The organism is Neobacillus canaveralius (genome assembly GCF_047237705.1).
Classification (GTDB): Bacteria; Bacillota; Bacilli; order Bacillales; family Cytobacillaceae; genus Neobacillus; species Neobacillus niacini_K.
The window spans coordinates 3,312,368-3,327,928 of record NZ_JBDFLL010000001.1 but is presented as its reverse complement, the minus strand read 5'-3'; the positions used below and the strand labels follow the sequence as shown (position 1 = coordinate 3,327,928).

The following is a 15,561-nucleotide window of genomic DNA, read 5'->3' as shown; positions in this document are numbered from 1 at the left end:
CATACATCCTTTCTGAAACAGTTCAACTAACTTTAACAAGTTTGATGAGTGTTTAATAGTTTAACTCAATAATAAAGTAAAGTTTTAGTTTATTAAAGTGTTAAATCAAAAAAGATAAAAACTTTGCGAAGTGGTAGAATAGGTGTATCAAAATTGGAGGAGATTTTGTGCCTGTCAGCACCTGACAAACTGTAGCGGCAATTTGGAGAAATTGAATTTTATTAAGATTTTTGTACCTCCCGAATTGCAGTTGTAGCTTTATATCTTTTTGAACAATAAATATTGATGGTTAGCCGAAATGAAATAAGTGAATTATAATGAAAACATGAAAGTACTAGAATATGGAGGAAAAACGAATGAAATTTCCAAATGATGCTGATGGAGATGCTTTACATAGTCTATATAAAGATGGAGTAGATTTTAAAAAACAACAATCAGTGGACTTTTTTGTTGCCGTGCCTAATAAAGCAACAGGTGAAGAATTATCGCAAGTACTAAAAAAAGAAGGATTCAATTGTTTCTTAGAGCAAGACGACGAAACTGAAGAGTGGGCATGTTGCTGCTCTAAAAGAATGATATTATATTATAATGAATTAATTAAAATACAGAATAAATTAAATAACTTAAGTAAACCACATGGTGGTTATACTGACGGTTGGGGTGTTTTTGTAGAATAAAATGATTGAGGGCTCTCTATTATTAGTAGAAGACCGCGCTCAGACTATTTATCCACGGAAACGTTCCTATTTACACATATAAAACCGAGAATAAAGAGTGTCAATACTATTCATTAGACAAGCCTATAACATTTCTTATAGGCTTGTTTTTTACGTTATTTAACTAGGTGTATGTAAATACCATGTACCTGATTATAAATGGCTAAAATGTCCTTATAAGGAAATGATAATGAATAATTATATTTTTTGATTTTGTATAATTAATAAACATTTCATTGAGGGTACAGAATGAAACAAGAAAAAATTAGTACGCTCCAACTTTTTTATGTGATTGTTGGTTTCGAGGTTGGTAATACAATGATTCTTCCATTTGGGGCAGGTGCAAAGCAGGACGCTTGGTTGGCAATTGCTTTAGGTATGATAAGCGGTATTTTCTTAATGTTACTATATAGTAAAATATCTGCATATTATCCTGGGGACACATTAATCCAGATGGTCCCTAAAATCATCGGCAAATATCTTGCATTTCCAATAAATTTATTTTATATCTTTTATTTCGTATTTCTTGCCTCCACTGCGTGCCGAAATTTTGGGGAATTGATAATCTCAACGATATTAACGAAAACTCCATTTGTTGTCATTATTGGGAGCTTTATGGTTTTGGTGATTTATTGCTTAAGGGGCGGTGTTGAACCATTTGGCCGTATGGGGGAATTAATCTTTCCTGTTTATATTATTGCGATTGTTCTGGTTTGGATTCTTTTATTTAGTGTTGAACATTTCAATTTGAATAATCTTACTCCTGTTGTAGGTAATGGTGTAAAACCAATAGTAAAAGAGGCTTTTCCCAATACACTTATCTCATTTGGTGAAACGATCATTATATTAATGTTTTGTCCAGTACTAAACAACAGCCATCACTCCAGAAAGATAGGCATTTCCGTAATTGTGATAGGTGGAATGTTATTAATGTTTAATGCAATGATGAATATAAGTGTATTAGGACCTGAAATATACTCGCTCGTAAAGTTTCCTCTACTAGAGACTACTAGGCAAGTTTCTATAGCAGACTTTCTTGAACGATTTGATGCATTAGTTATTTTGTTAATGGTTTCCGGGGTTTTTTTTAAAATTGGAGGTTGGACTTATGGTGCTGCTATTGGTATTGCGCATTTATTTCATCTAAAGGATCACCGTTCTATTTTGGTTGCACTCGGAACCATAATTGTTCCATTATCCCTATTACATGCATCGAGTGATGTTGAACATTTTTATGTAGTTGGTAGAGTATTTCTTAATATGTATTTTCATATCCTAATGCAAATCGTTTTTCCGCTTATTTTGTTCTTCATTGCATTTATTCGTAAAAGGTTAAATTCAGTAAATTTTACAGCCTAAAATCAAGCTTTTTTGTTGAATTTGTTTGCATAACCGTATCTAGAATCCAGAGAATCCGGACTTATGGGTTGAGGGATTAGGTTAAGCACGAGAACTGATAAATAAACGGAAAAATTCCGCTTAATAAGCAAATATTATTAAAAAGTGCTTAATTAGACGGAGAGATTCCGTCTATTGGCACAAAAAATTAGAAAATGAGAGACTTTGCTTTGAATAAGCGGAAATCCTCCGCTTATATTCCCCGAAATGAGCTCCATGATGAATTTAACCGGAAAATCTCCGCTTATAACACTTTTGCTGGTCAAAAAGATCTACTAGCTCGTACAGAAAACTTAGAAAAAGGCCAGCTGGAATTAATAAGCCGGACGGGAAATTTAGAAAAAGGTCAGAAAGAATTAATAAGTCGGACGGAGAATTTGGAAAAGGGTCAAGATTTATTAACAGCAGGTCAAAATGAAATAAAAGAATTAATTAAACAAACAGCCACACTAATGACTGAAAACTTCACGTATATTCGAGAAGATATGAAATCATTAGCATTGGATGTAAACTCAGATATTGAGCTTTTATTCAAAGAGATGGCTGATGTAAAGAGAAAAGTGAATAAACTGGAACAGAAATAATCATCCTTGAGTTTGGCAGACAGGTGGATTTTTTATCAGGAACCGGCTTTTACTAGACATGACATATAAATGTACTTAAATTATCGTGAGCGTTAATCCATGAAGGATTAACGCTTATTTTTGTTGAACTTAATTGAACAAACGGGACAGTCTAGAAATTCAAAAGAAGAACGAAAAAAATGTAAAAGTAAAACTTTTAATTGAGTTAAACGTCTAAACATCTAGTTAAAATATTGGGGGGAAGAATTTGTCTGATATAAGGGATAAAGAGGTTTTAGAGTGGTACGAACAGTTCCATGAATCAATATTTAAATATATCTATATGATGATTCAAGATTATCAATCTGCTGAGGATTTAAGACACGAAACTTTTTTGAAGGCTTACATTCATTTTAATTCATTTAGGGGAAATTCCAATCCTAAAACTTGGTTGTTTAGTATAGCTCACAATATAACGGTTGACTACATTAGGAAACGAAAGCCATTTACCATTTTACAAGATGTACTTTTGTTAAAAAAAGACCTTAAGCCATTGCCGGAAGAAATAGTAGAGATAAAAGAAAGTTCTCAGCAACTGTATAATGTTTTAGCAGAACTTAAGGATTCTTACCGAGAAGTAATCATACTTAGAAAAATAAAAGAGTTCTCTATCGAAGAAACCTCAATCATTTTGGGATGGTCTGAAAGTAAGGTAAAGTCAACGCTGTTTAGAGCAATCCAAGCTTTAGAAAAAAGGTTATTGAAGGAGAGGATTCTAAGTGAAGAAATTGTCTGAGCATAGCATATTAGATAATGAGCTGTATAAATTGGAGTCAGATATGATTTGGAAAAAAGCAAATAGCAATGAATTAAAGCAGAAACTTATTACTGACTTAAATAAACAATCATATAGGTCTAAATTCAACAGATTTATTGGGCACTCAGTTAGGATTGGGGCATTAGCTGCGGTATTATTCATTGGTTTCATATTTTTATCCGAAAACGTTAGCCATGTTCCATTTACGAATGGGGGCAATAATGAAGAAATAAATCAATCGGAGTTACAGATAAAGAATGGGGATGAAACAATTGCTTTTTCGGCAGAAGAACAAAATTTAATTGAAAGTTATCCTGCTGCCAAAATCCTAACTTTAACTGAAGAAGCAACCATTTCAATGGATTCAATTCATTCTTTTTTACCTAATAGTGGGAAACCGGAGATTATAGCAAAAAAGGAACAAGGAAAAGTTTTGGTCAATTTATTATATCCAGGAGATAAAGGTCTAACTATCCAACCAAAGATTAATGAACAAGATTCAGTAAGTCTTGCATTTGATTCGTTAATAAAGAATTATCCCAAATATATTCCAGTAACAAGCATCCATAATCATTCAGCTATTCTTACCGAATCAGAAAATCAAACAACCCATATATTTATGGTAACTGATAAATTTATTTATGAAATTTCTGGTAGTAATAATTCTGACGACCTAATTAAAATTGCCAAGCAGATAAAAATTAAGAATCCTGAAGGAGATAAAAGCAACCATATTAAAATTGTAAAATTGGGCGGACAAACTGTTTTAAGTGCAACTGTTTCAAGAGTTGGTGAAAGTCTGTTAGATGTCAAGAAACCACACCTTACTTATAAACAAGAAAACCCAAATGAACTTCAGACTCTAGTTGATGCTATCCAAAGAGCAGAAAAAAGAGTTGGTGTTTTTGATATGCTAGCTCCTGATTATCTTTTTATATTGACCTTTGAAGACAAAACAATATCAAAATACTCACTATGGATTGGGAATGATGGTGGGACTATTATGAATGAAAATGATACGCATACACTTTATATGCTACCAAAAGAATTAATCGATGATATAAACACAATCGCCCAATAAAACAGTAAGTGAAAAGGCAGCGGAGTTGATCCGTTGCCTTCTGTTATTTCAGAATTAGGAAACGAAAAGGTAGTTGAGAATTATATACAATACATAAAACAAATTAATCATTTTGTGTATTTTCTTGGTCAATAAGAATTTGCAAAAAAAATGGAAGTAAATATAACCACCAAGTCACCAACCAAAATTATTTTTCTAAATGGAAGGAAAATTAATTCTTAATAGAGAACGTATTACGGTATGTAATAAATTAAGTAGGGGGAGAGAGATTTATGAAAATAAGAAAAAGATTTGTAAGCGCTTTAATTATTGGTTCGCTATTCGTTTCAATCCCATTTACCGCTTCAGCAAAGAATATCAAAAAGGAACATTTTGATTATGTTGCTCTGGGTGATTCACTAGCAGCAGGACGAACACCATTTGGAGTTGATGCGGATGGTTATGTGGACTATCTTGCTAGCCGTTTTGAGCAATCTCAATACAATGTTGAACTCGACAATTACGGTGTGTCAGGGTATAGGACAACACATATTTTAGATGAACTCCTCAATCCTTTTAACAGCAAGAATGCTAGTCTTCAAGAATCTATTGGTAATGCAGAACTTGTTACCATCGATATTGGAGCGAATGATCTACTTGCAGAGTTACCTAGAATTCAAGCAAATCCAGCGTTGGCTCAAACGGTATTAAAAGTAATCGGAGAAAGACTTTTCGTTATCTTAAGTGAAATTGATAAAATCAATCCCGAAACTAAGGTATATGTAATGGGTTACTATAATCCATTCCCTCATTTACCAGAGGAACAGCAAGCCGCGTTACTTCCGTTATTGGATGCTTTCAATCAAACGATCCAAAGTATAGCTAGTAGGAATGGTGATATCTTCGTTCCAACCGCTACAGTGATTGAAAAACATGAGAAGGAATACATTCCAAATCCGCAAGATATTCACTTGGACATAGAAGGATATAAAGTGGTAGCGAAAGAGTTTTGGAAAGCGATTCAAGAAAATAAGTAAAGATTGTTTGTCATATTAAAAGCACACATCTTTCAGCCGATTTTTCTGAAGGAAATAAATGTCAACTGAACGAAGCCCCTTTGATTTTATCCAATCAGAGGGGCTTTGCTTTTGGTTTAGTGTAGTGATAATTACATTTGCATTGTTCAGCAAGATTAACATGTTGGTCAAATCAGGAATTATCCTGCCTGTTTTTGTAAATTACACTTGACTTGATGTATAGTTTACTTTACATTTAGTATAACAAGTTTAACTTATTGTAAAAATAATCATACACTAAAGAGGTGAATTATGACTTATCAAGAAAAGAAAAGTATCGTTTCGGTCATTAGTGCTATTCTCATTTTCGTCGCGTATTGTTTGTTCATGTATCCGCGCTACCCAGGAGAGGGTGTGGACTCGAGTGAGGTTTTTCATTATTGGGGTTCCTTCGTCCTTTACCTGACTTTATTTTCAATCGTCGCGCATATCATCATCAGCATTATTTTCAACATTGTATTTAGACTGACGACCAATGAGAAAGAACCAGCATTTGCGGATGAATTAGATAAGTTAATTGACTTGAAAGCGTTCCGAAATTCATTTTTTGTGTTTGTTGTTGGTTTTCTTTTTGCAATGGGATCGCTGGTCTTCTATCAACCGTTACATGTGATGTTCATTATTCTGATTTCTGGAGGTTTCATTTCAGATGTCACCGGTTCAGTTACAAAACTTTATCACTATCGGAGAGGAGTGTAAGAATGGGTAAAAATCTTGTCGGCAATCACATCCGTAAATTACGATTCAACCATGATGAAATGACACAGCAGCAGTTGGCTGACAAGGTGGGAGTAACCAGACAAACCATCGTAGCTCTTGAAAAGGGAAACTACTCCCCATCACTGGAACTCGCTTTTCGCATCGCTCATGCCTTCAACTTACCATTGGAAGAAGTATTCTTTTATGGGGATCAGACAAAGCAGTAAGAACGATTAATGTTTACAGTTTTTGAATTTATTACGTGAGGGGATAGAAAAATGAATTCAAACAGAAAAGCTGCAAAAATTGTGGGAGTCCTGTTTATCCTTGCTGCTGTAACAGCGGTAATAGGTCTAAACTTATACGATCCGGTCCTAAACGGTCCCGATTATCTAGTTAAAGGTTCCGAACACGCCAACCAAGTGATACTCGGAGCTGTAATGGAATTAATACTTGTCGTTTCAGCGGTTGGAACGGCCACAACCATGTTTCCATTGTTAAGACAGTATAATGAAACAATCGCCCTTTGGCATGTTTGCTTCAGGTTTCTGGAAGCAATTATTATTACAGTTGGTGTCATCAGTGTCTTATCCCTCTTAACCCTAAGCCGGGAATTCGTAGCAGCAGGAGCCCCAGATTCTTCATCTTTTCATTCTTCAGGAATAATCCTTAAAGCAATACATGACTGGACATTCATGCTAGGTCCACTTTTCATGCTTGGTATCAATACTGTGATGTATAGTTATATATTTTACAAAACCAAGCTTGTACCCAGATTTATATCAATCCTAGGTATGACAGGAGCAACTTGTGTTTTCGTTTGTTCCTTGTTCGTAATGTTTGGTGTATTCCCTCAAATTTCTTTTTGGGGTGCTGTATTGGCGGTGCCAGTCGCAGCGAATGAAATGATCTTAGCAGTATGGCTACTCGTAAAAGGATTTAACGAAAATGCGATTACAACCCTCACTCTAAAAAGTAAAAGGAAAGCGACCATATGAGAGCCATGATATGCACAAATTATGGTTCACCGGATGTTTTTAAGCTCCAAGAGGTAGAAACGCCAATCCCTAAAGATCATGAAGTCAGGATAAAAATTCACGCGGCTTCCGTCGGACCATCGGACTGTACCTTTCGAAAGGGCTCTCCCATCGTTAAGCTTGTATACGGGTTTAAAAGACCGAAGAACCCGATATTTGGTACGGAGCTGGCAGGCATAATTGATGCGGTTGGCAAAAAAGTAACATGATATAAGATATGCGACCAAGTATTTGGGTTAAGTGCTAAGACATTTGGCGCCCAAGCTGAATACAAATGTCTGAACGAAAACACCCCTATGGCAATCAAATCGGCAGCAATGTCCTATGAAGAAGCGGTCGCCATCTATTGTGTTAACTTTAAAGTAGTGTAGTCAGAAATATATGTCTCTATAAACAAAAAAAAGAAGTCAGATTACCTACCTGAGTAGTTAATTAACTTCTTTTTTTCTTTTATATGGATTTTTTTAGTGGCTTCTTACCTTCCCTTGGGAACCCCGCGAAACCATAAGAACCGTCCCTTTAGTCCTCCTTTGGTCCTCTATTTATTGAAAATTGAAACTTTTTTGTAAAATAGCCGTAATAAAGCTATAGCCTTATAGAAAGAGGGGGAGACAGCATGTGGACTATAAATAGAATCTATAAAACTGTTGGACTTATTTTTTTAGGCGCCATCCTGGTTATTGTTGGTTTTACCACGTGGTATACGGTCGATGAAAGTGAGCAAGCCGTTATTATTACCTTTGGAAAAGTTGAAGAAGGAGTAACCGAACCTGGGTTACATTTTAAGATGCCATGGCCAATACAATCGGTTGAAACGTTATCAAAGGAAACCTTTAGTCTGCAATTTGGATATGAAGAGAAAGATGGAAAAGTAAAAGAGTTCCCTGAGGAAACGAAAATGATTACAGGTGATGAAAATATTGTTTTAGCGGACTTAGTGGTCCAATGGAAAATAACCGACCCTGCTAAATATTTGTTTAATGCGGAGCACCCAGAAGAAATATTGTATAATTCTACCTCCGCCTCCTTAAGAAGTATAATCGGCAGCTCTAAAATTGATGATGCTTTAACCTCTGGAAAGGCTGAAATCGAAGCCGATGTCCGGGATTTGTTATCTACATTGGTAGAAAAATACGATATCGGGATTTCAATATTGGCCGTTAAGCTTCAGGACGTGGAACTGCCCAATGACGAGGTTAGAAAAGCCTTTACTAATGTAACAGATGCCCGTGAAACGATGAATACAAAGATTAATGAAGCTGGGAAATATCGAAACAAACGAACCAATGAAGCCAAAGGGGAAGAGGCTGCTCTAAAGTCTAAGGCACTAGGTGATAAAGCAGCAAGGATTGAAACCGCAAGAGGGGATGTTTCTGTATTCAATAAGCTGTATGATGAATACCGAACAAATCCTGACATTACTCGCCAGCGGTTAATGTTAGAGACGCTTGAACAAGTTCTCCCGAATGCTGAGATCTATATTATGAACGATAATGGAGATACGTTAAAATATTTCCCGATCAGACCTTTGGAAAACCAACAGCCAAAGACAACTGGGGAAGGAAGTGAAAAAAATGAGTAATGTAGTCAATATGGACGGTCGTGGCCCAAAAGGATTCAACTGGAAAAACTACACAAAAATAGGCAGCATTTTTGTCATCGTCATCATCCTCTTAGCAATACTCATTTCAAATCTCATTGTAGTTAAAGAAGGCGAATATAAAGTAATTCGCCAATTTGGAGAAGTAGTACGGATTGTGAAAACCCCTGGTCTAACCTATAAAGTTCCATTCATTCAAAGTGTAACGACTCTGCCAAAATATCAAATGACGTATGATGTTACCGAAGCTGAGATCAACACCAAGGATAAGAAACGGATGCTCATCGATAACTATGCTATTTGGAGAATAGAAGATCCTAAAAAAATGATCACCAATGCAAGGACCGTTGAAAAGGCAGAATCCCGAATGGAGGAATTTATTTACTCCGTCGTTCGTTCAGAGCTTGGGCAGTTAAACTATGATGAAATTATTAATGATGAAAAATCATCACGTGGTTCTTTAAATGACAGGATTACGGAAAAGGTAAATGATCTTCTCGGAAACGATAATTATGGCATCGTCGTTACAGATGTAAGGATGAAGCGAACAGATCTTCCTTCCGAGAATGAACAGTCCGTATTCACGAGAATGATTTCTGAACGAGAATCGAAGGCACAGGAATATTTGTCAATGGGTGATGCAGAAAAGAATAGAATTGAGGCTGATACCGATCGAGAAGTGCAGGAATTGCTAGCAAAGGCAAAAGCGGAAGCAGAATCCATCCGTGCTGAAGGGGAAGCGGAAGCAGCGAGAATCTATAATGAATCGTTCTCGAAAGATCCAACTTTTTATTCTATGTACCGTACGTTAGAATCATATAAAAAGACAATTAATGATCAGACAGTTATCGTCCTTCCTTCTGATTCTCCTTATGCACGTTTGTTGATGGGGTATACGGATTAAAAATTTTATCAAGAATTAAAATAAATGGAAGTGCCCTGCTAGTTGCTTTGGCATAGCAGGGTTTCTTCACTGTTAAATACTTATAGAGGTGAAACATGGATTACATTTTACCGAAAGAAGGGCAGTTAAAGCTTAAACAGTGGCCAAGAGATACCATTGCTGGGGGGCGTCGCCATACCGTTGGGCTTAACTCTGATGGAACCGTGACAGCTGTTGGTGATAATAAATATAGCCAATGTGATGTAAGCGGCTGGCGAGATATTATGGCGATCGCCGCGGGTTGTGCCCATACTATCGGTCTAAAATCGGATGGCACGGTGATTGCTGTGGGTGATAATGAATATGGCCAATGCGATATAAGCAGTTGGCACGGCATCAAACTGCCTGAAATTAATTTTTAATACTGGAGGTTCAATTAATTGAATGTAAGTATTTTAAGTAAAAGCGATTACGAGGAAATGAAAAAGTTATTCTTAGATGTATTTTCAAACGAACCTTGGTTTGATAAGTGGAATAAAGAGCAATTAGACCTATATATGAAAGATTTAACAGAGAATAATAACTCGCTCTCATTAGCTTTATTTAATGAAAAAGAAGAGCTAATTGGTTGTTCATTAGGATATATTTTTAACTGGTGGGAAGGTCGCGAATATTTTATTAAGGAATTCTTTATTTCAAGAAAAAATCAAAGTCAAGGTGTAGGTAGTACTTTTCTTACTCTAATAAAAGACAGATTAAGAGATGAAGATGTTCAGCATATAACGTTAGCTACTGAAAAGACAGTCCCAGCTTATCATTTTTATCAAAAAAATGGGTTCTCGGTGTTGGAAAATTCAGCGTTTTTAGTGAAAAAGGTTATAGAATGATTGACTAAATAAATGAATATTGATAGCAGTGTTATGTTATTCTCTCATTTTTTTGTATAATGAGAATACTATACAATTCTAATCATGAGGTAAAAGATGAAATTCCACTTCTCGTTTGGGGCTCCAGTTGTATCCCTAGAAAAACAAAAAATGCTGGAACAATTTTTGCTAAAGGAAAACATAATTCGCTGCAAATTATTTGCTAGAATTGTATTATTATTTGAAGCCATTCTAATAGGATTAAATTTAGCCACGACCTATCAAGGTTCCCATGGGATTAATATTTATTTAATTCTATATTTGACTTTGTTCCTAATGAGTATGTTCATGCTCATTTATATAAGGTTTTTTGGTAAAAAGGTTGCTTCTAGTGGGCAGGGAAAATGGTTTCGTGTTGGATTACTTTGTTTTGTTAATTTCTTTTTGGTATGGGGGTCCGTGGTTTCACTCGTTGACCAAAAGGATTACGGGCATATCATGGCATTTGTTGTTAACTTTATGTGTGTGTCTATTCTCTTTCACGCCTCCAATCGTACCATTTTACAGCTTTATATTACACCGATTGCCGTCTTGTTCATTGGGTTACCATATTTTCAACCTTCGTCTACGATTGTAATGGGGCATTATATTAATCTTTTTGTTTTTTTATTTTTTTGTTGGTTAGCTTCTAGAATGTTATATAAGAATGTTTCTACAAATTTTTATAACAAGCTTCTGTTAACAGAAACCAATCAAAGTCTTGCAGCGAAAATTGAAGAAAATGAAAAAATGAATTCTGAATTGGCCAGGGTGAATCAACAACTAAAGAAAATGGCCATTATGGATGAATTGACGAAGATCCCAAATAGAAGAGGATTCCAGCAATATATTCGGAAAGCCTTATCGACAACACATGGTAATCAGAAACTCTCTGTAATGATGCTTGATATTGACTCTTTTAAGTCATTCAATGATCATTATGGGCACTTTGAAGGGGATAAAGTCATCGAGTCCGTCGCTGCCACCATCCAACAATGTATGGATTCTACCAGCAGTATAACCGCTCGATTTGGTGGAGAAGAATTTGTTATTGCTGGATTTGAGTTGAATGAACAGGAGTTTAATAACCTTGCAGAGAGTATTCGGGCAGCCATAATGGAATTGAAGATTCCTCATGCGTTTTCCCCAGTGTCCAATCAAGTTACCATTAGTATTGGTCTTGCCACCGGAAATGTATCTGAAGAGGAAGAAATCACGCAGTTACTGGAGAATGCAGACATTGCGCTATACAAATCGAAAACAAATGGACGCAACCGAGTTGAATTTTTTGAAATACTCCATGCCCACCAAGTTTAATGAATTCGACTATACCATTCTTTCATAATAAACCCCGACATCCATCGGGGTTTACAGTTTATTATAAGGTTTATTAATTAATGGCCGGTTAGAGCTGGTCTTCTCCTGATTATCTTTGTAACTTATGAACATCCGAATATACATATAAGGAAGTGTAGAAGTTGAAAAATGTTTTTTCGGTTATATTAATTGTATCTTTGATGATTTTCACAGGTTGTTCTAATTCCAAAGGTGAAAGTGTTGAAACATCCAATGGTGCGTCGTCCACAAATAAAGAGGAAGTCTCTACTGACTCGCCTAATAAAGAAAATGACGATGAAAAAAACGTTCCTTCAGATGAATCCCCTAATACTAACTCGAATGATAACTCATCGGAAAGTAATTCCACAAATGCAGGCGGTCAGGAGGACAACGAACCACTTTCCCAGTATTCAAGTGAACAAATTGAATACGCACGGGTTTGGTTGCAACTTGGTCCGAATCAAGAAATAGAGGAATTGAATGTTTTACATATTCCGGCTGGTACACCAATCAATCCCGATGATGAAACAAGTGATAATTATCCAGAGAATGTGATTCAGTTAGCAGGTTCTCGCTTAGTAGATGGGTCTGTAACGTATAGTGGGAACGGAGATGGAACGATTAATGTCTACAATGTTCCTTTACGTTGGGATGGCAGTTATCCTGCTGGTGAAAACTTCTACAAAGATATAATTGAAAATACCAAGTTAATCAACGTTAAAAAAGGTGACGATGAAAAAATTATAGCGTTAATTAAATTGTTACATGATCCTTCTAGCACTTATTAATAACGGGTGAATTGGTTTGGTGTTTCATATATTTTATTCGTCTTATACACGTTGGTTGTTGGTTTATGTATATCAAAGGAAAGCATTCTCTTTAAAAAACGAATTACCTCGGTATTCTTTTGGCTTACTTTTATTGGTTCAAATTATGTAGTCTTTATCCCTTTTATCAAAGGGGAAAATCCATTCTAATGAAAAAATAAGAACAAGGCATAGAAACGAAAGTATAGTAAGTAAAATGATTGACTTTATTTTAAAACAATACTCTTTGGTTTTTGTTTTTGCTGAAACCGATAATGATGCAGTGAGTTTCTATAAAAAATATGGATTCGAAATAACAAGTTTAGGAGAAAAATATATTGGCGTTGAACGCTTTCAATGTATTTACAGGAATAATTAACAAGTGTCTTATTGAAGTAATGGGGGCGTTTCTTTAAAAAGGAAGGCTCTTTTCGTATCCAATTAAAAGGAAGTAAATGTTATTATTTTATTAAAGATGGTTGCTCTTCTATTATAGTTGGGGAAAGCTTTAATACGATATATACTACAATATTAACTTTGGAGGCACACCACTGCAATAAGACTTATAACGAAATTAAGTTCTTGATATATCCCGTAAAGGACATATTATGAAACAGTGCTTTAATAAAGGAGTTGTATAAAATGAATGAAAATAATGGTACAGAAATAAAACGCTTTTCAAAAGCAGAAAACATTCTACCTCAGATTAATAGTAAAACTAAACTAGGCGACTTGCGAAAAATCGCGAAGGACATTAAAAAAGATCACGAACTAGCTATGGAACTTTGGTCAACCGAAGAGTTTTTGCCCAGACTATTAGCAACCTTAATTATGGACAAAAAACTTCTTTCACAAGATGTGCTAAATAAGCTTGATAAGGATATGCAGACTCACACTTTTGATGAGCGAAATAACATAATGGATTGGTTAATGGCTAATCAACTCACCAAAGACAAGAAGAAAATTGCAATGATGGTGACATGGGAAAATAGTCCTTCTGCTCTTCAAAGACGAGCTTTCTGGTATTATCAAGGGCGATTGAGATGGACTGGACAAACACCGCCTGATGACACCGCATACTTGCTATCTGCATTAGAAGCTAATATTACGCAGGAAGAACCGGAAGTTCAATGGGCTATGAATTTCACTGCAGGCTGGATAGGCGTTTATGATGAAAAGAATCGTGCACGTTGTATTAAACTTGGTGAGGAAACGGGGCTTTACAAAGATGAAAAAGTAGCAAAGGGATGTACTCCCAGCTATTTACCGGAGTTTATTACAATTGAAGTTAACAAACGACATAATTATTAGTTACCTCTGAAAAATTTATTAGGGTTTAATGAAAAAAATAAAGGAATTTAAAGCCTCAATATGAAATTGTAATAGGCTTGGAACGAAAAATAAAGAAAACAACGAGTTATGGTAGCTAGTTAGTGAAATTGCAAGGAAGATGTAAAGGATTAACCCACTATCTCTTTTTGGTCTGTAGGACGCTTATCTTTAAGAAGAACAACTTTCCAGCTGCACAGTACAACGATACTGTTCAGCTGGAAATAAAAATGGACGATTTCCACATAAATGGTGATCGTCCTTCTTCAACTAATAGGGTCGTTGATCTAAATAGGATTTATGCATTCTCTCATATAGCTTTTTGAAAATTCTATTATTTGTTATGATATTCTTTGTAAGTAAAGTAATTAGAGTATACAGAGGGAGTGCTTAAGAATATGGATTACATAACACTTAATAATGGGTTAAAAATGCCAATTATTGGTACAGGTACAAATACTTATGGAAAAGAAAATAACGAGTATAACGGGGCGTTAACTAATGAAATTCCTGAACTTGTATCAGCACTTGAGTTGGGATACCGTTCAATAGACGCAGCCATCATTTATCGAAACGAAGAACTTGTAGGAAGAGTTTTAGCAGAAAGCACAGTGCCTCGAGAAGAGTTATTCATTACGACAAAAGTTCCAGGCAACGAAGAATATATTTCTTCAAAAGAAGCTACTCGAGCAGCTATCGATAACAGTCTAAAAAACTTCCAAACAGACTATCTCGACCTGCTTCTTATTCACTTCCCTATCGAAGACAAAGTACAACTTAAAAACACTTGGGAAGTCTTTGAAGAATATTACGAAGCGGGCAAACTAAAAGCAATCGGCGTTTCAAACTTTGGAAAAAATCATCTAGATGAATTGAAAGAATTCGCTAAAGTGAAGCCAGCTGTTAATCAAATACAAGTTAACTTAAAAGAACCTAACAAAGATCTCCTTGCCGTATTAAAAGACGAGGGAATTACACCTGTTGCATGGGGACCTATGAAAGCCGAAGCCCATCAAAAAGAAGTTTTGGATGAAATCGGTAAAGCCTATAAAAAATCTGGTGCACAAGTCTTATTAAATTACCAAATCCAACGCGGTGTGATTGTTATTCCAAAATCTCACAACCGTGAAAATCAAGCATCTAATATAGATCTTTTCGATTTCGTATTATCTACAGAAGATATAGAAAAAATTGAAAACTTATAATTAGTTAGTCTTTCATCCTAGTGATATGAATAATATCGCTAGGATTTTAATTTTTTCAAAACAATGAGATTGGAGTAGTACCTTTTTTTTATTGAACTAAAGGTGCAGTTTAGTTGAGGTGTGTTTCTA

General features: G+C 35.4%; 17 protein-coding genes and 1 pseudogene. All 18 read left to right on the top strand.

The annotated features are described in order from the left end of the window. Positions 1 to 356 precede the first annotated feature (356 nt). The 18 genes and pseudogenes from ABC255_RS16770 (at position 357) to ABC255_RS16685 (ending at position 15,432) form a co-directional block, all read left to right on the top strand. Positions 357 to 677: a ribonuclease E inhibitor RraB gene (locus ABC255_RS16770; protein ID WP_412995214.1), complete on the top strand. Its 321-nt coding sequence runs from the start codon at positions 357 to 359 to the stop codon at positions 675 to 677. A 288-nt stretch (positions 678 to 965) separates the two neighbouring features. Next, on the top strand, positions 966 to 2,075 hold the full coding sequence (locus ABC255_RS16765; RefSeq protein WP_412995213.1) for a GerAB/ArcD/ProY family transporter: 1,110 nt from the start codon (positions 966 to 968) through the stop codon (positions 2,073 to 2,075). A gap of 209 nt (positions 2,076 to 2,284) precedes the next feature. Next, entirely contained in the window at positions 2,285 to 2,698 is a 414-nt protein-coding gene (locus tag ABC255_RS16760) for a hypothetical protein (protein ID WP_412995211.1), read from the top strand. A gap of 247 nt (positions 2,699 to 2,945) precedes the next feature. Then, positions 2,946 to 3,473, top strand: coding sequence for an RNA polymerase sigma factor (locus tag ABC255_RS16755; protein WP_412995209.1), 528 nt, complete (start codon positions 2,946 to 2,948; stop codon positions 3,471 to 3,473). Further along, positions 3,457 to 4,575 carry a YhfM domain-containing protein gene (locus ABC255_RS16750; RefSeq protein WP_412995208.1) on the top strand — a complete coding sequence of 373 codons (1,119 nt, stop codon included), beginning with the start codon at positions 3,457 to 3,459 and terminating at the stop codon, positions 4,573 to 4,575. The genes ABC255_RS16755 and ABC255_RS16750 overlap by 17 nt, the downstream gene beginning before the upstream one ends. A gap of 272 nt (positions 4,576 to 4,847) precedes the next feature. After that, the gene (locus ABC255_RS16745; RefSeq protein ID WP_412995206.1) at positions 4,848 to 5,591 is read left to right on the top strand and encodes a GDSL-type esterase/lipase family protein; all 744 of its coding nucleotides are present in this window, start codon (positions 4,848 to 4,850) and stop codon (positions 5,589 to 5,591) included. Positions 5,592 to 5,882: 291 nt separating this feature from the next. Further along, entirely contained in the window at positions 5,883 to 6,329 is a 447-nt protein-coding gene (locus ABC255_RS16740) for a hypothetical protein (protein ID WP_412995204.1), read from the top strand. Between the two features lie 2 nt (positions 6,330 to 6,331). Continuing rightward, positions 6,332 to 6,556: a helix-turn-helix transcriptional regulator gene (locus ABC255_RS16735; RefSeq protein WP_307301605.1), complete on the top strand. Its 225-nt coding sequence runs from the start codon at positions 6,332 to 6,334 to the stop codon at positions 6,554 to 6,556. Positions 6,557 to 6,607: 51 nt separating this feature from the next. Further along, entirely contained in the window at positions 6,608 to 7,327 is a 720-nt protein-coding gene (locus tag ABC255_RS16730; protein ID WP_412995202.1) for a DUF4386 domain-containing protein, read from the top strand. After that, on the top strand, positions 7,324 to 7,575 hold the full coding sequence (locus tag ABC255_RS16725) for an alcohol dehydrogenase catalytic domain-containing protein (protein ID WP_412995200.1): 252 nt from the start codon (positions 7,324 to 7,326) through the stop codon (positions 7,573 to 7,575). Before ABC255_RS16730 ends, ABC255_RS16725 begins: the two co-directional genes overlap by 4 nt. A 407-nt stretch (positions 7,576 to 7,982) precedes the next feature. Further along, positions 7,983 to 8,948, top strand: a complete 966-nt coding sequence (hflK, locus tag ABC255_RS16720; protein ID WP_412995199.1) for an FtsH protease activity modulator HflK — start codon at positions 7,983 to 7,985, stop codon at positions 8,946 to 8,948. Beyond that, positions 8,941 to 9,870, top strand: a complete 930-nt coding sequence (hflC, locus tag ABC255_RS16715; RefSeq protein ID WP_412995197.1) for a protease modulator HflC — start codon at positions 8,941 to 8,943, stop codon at positions 9,868 to 9,870. Before hflK ends, hflC begins: the two co-directional genes overlap by 8 nt. 146 nt (positions 9,871 to 10,016) lie before the next feature. Then, positions 10,017 to 10,271, top strand: a pseudogene (locus tag ABC255_RS16710) (chromosome condensation regulator); the annotation flags it as partial. Between the two features lie 18 nt (positions 10,272 to 10,289). Next, on the top strand, positions 10,290 to 10,736 hold the full coding sequence (locus ABC255_RS16705; protein WP_412995195.1) for a GNAT family N-acetyltransferase: 447 nt from the start codon (positions 10,290 to 10,292) through the stop codon (positions 10,734 to 10,736). Positions 10,737 to 10,832: 96 nt separating this feature from the next. Beyond that, positions 10,833 to 12,071, top strand: a complete 1,239-nt coding sequence (locus ABC255_RS16700) for a GGDEF domain-containing protein (RefSeq protein WP_412995193.1) — start codon at positions 10,833 to 10,835, stop codon at positions 12,069 to 12,071. Between the two features lie 161 nt (positions 12,072 to 12,232). Then, on the top strand, positions 12,233 to 12,880 hold the full coding sequence (locus tag ABC255_RS16695) for a hypothetical protein (protein ID WP_412995191.1): 648 nt from the start codon (positions 12,233 to 12,235) through the stop codon (positions 12,878 to 12,880). A gap of 660 nt (positions 12,881 to 13,540) precedes the next feature. After that, entirely contained in the window at positions 13,541 to 14,209 is a 669-nt protein-coding gene (locus tag ABC255_RS16690; protein WP_412995189.1) for a DNA alkylation repair protein, read from the top strand. Positions 14,210 to 14,625: 416 nt separating this feature from the next. Next, entirely contained in the window at positions 14,626 to 15,432 is an 807-nt protein-coding gene (locus tag ABC255_RS16685; RefSeq protein WP_412995188.1) for an aldo/keto reductase, read from the top strand. Positions 15,433 to 15,561 lie beyond the last annotated feature (129 nt).

Bases quoted from the DNA above. Each gene is read 5' to 3' on its own strand.
- ABC255_RS16770 (WP_412995214.1), top strand. From the start codon at position 357: ATGAAATTTCCAAATGATGCTGATGGAGATGCTTTACATAGTCTATAT.
- ABC255_RS16765 (WP_412995213.1), top strand. From the start codon at position 966: ATGAAACAAGAAAAAATTAGTACGCTCCAACTTTTTTATGTGATTGTT.
- ABC255_RS16745 (WP_412995206.1), top strand. From the start codon at position 4,848: ATGAAAATAAGAAAAAGATTTGTAAGCGCTTTAATTATTGGTTCGCTA.
- ABC255_RS16740 (WP_412995204.1), top strand. From the start codon at position 5,883: ATGACTTATCAAGAAAAGAAAAGTATCGTTTCGGTCATTAGTGCTATT.
- ABC255_RS16735 (WP_307301605.1), top strand. From the start codon at position 6,332: ATGGGTAAAAATCTTGTCGGCAATCACATCCGTAAATTACGATTCAAC.
- ABC255_RS16730 (WP_412995202.1), top strand. From the start codon at position 6,608: ATGAATTCAAACAGAAAAGCTGCAAAAATTGTGGGAGTCCTGTTTATC.
- ABC255_RS16725 (WP_412995200.1), top strand. From the start codon at position 7,324: ATGAGAGCCATGATATGCACAAATTATGGTTCACCGGATGTTTTTAAG.
- hflK (WP_412995199.1), top strand. From the start codon at position 7,983: ATGTGGACTATAAATAGAATCTATAAAACTGTTGGACTTATTTTTTTA.
- hflC (WP_412995197.1), top strand. From the start codon at position 8,941: ATGAGTAATGTAGTCAATATGGACGGTCGTGGCCCAAAAGGATTCAAC.
- ABC255_RS16700 (WP_412995193.1), top strand. From the start codon at position 10,833: ATGAAATTCCACTTCTCGTTTGGGGCTCCAGTTGTATCCCTAGAAAAA.
- ABC255_RS16690 (WP_412995189.1), top strand. From the start codon at position 13,541: ATGAATGAAAATAATGGTACAGAAATAAAACGCTTTTCAAAAGCAGAA.
- ABC255_RS16685 (WP_412995188.1), top strand. From the start codon at position 14,626: ATGGATTACATAACACTTAATAATGGGTTAAAAATGCCAATTATTGGT.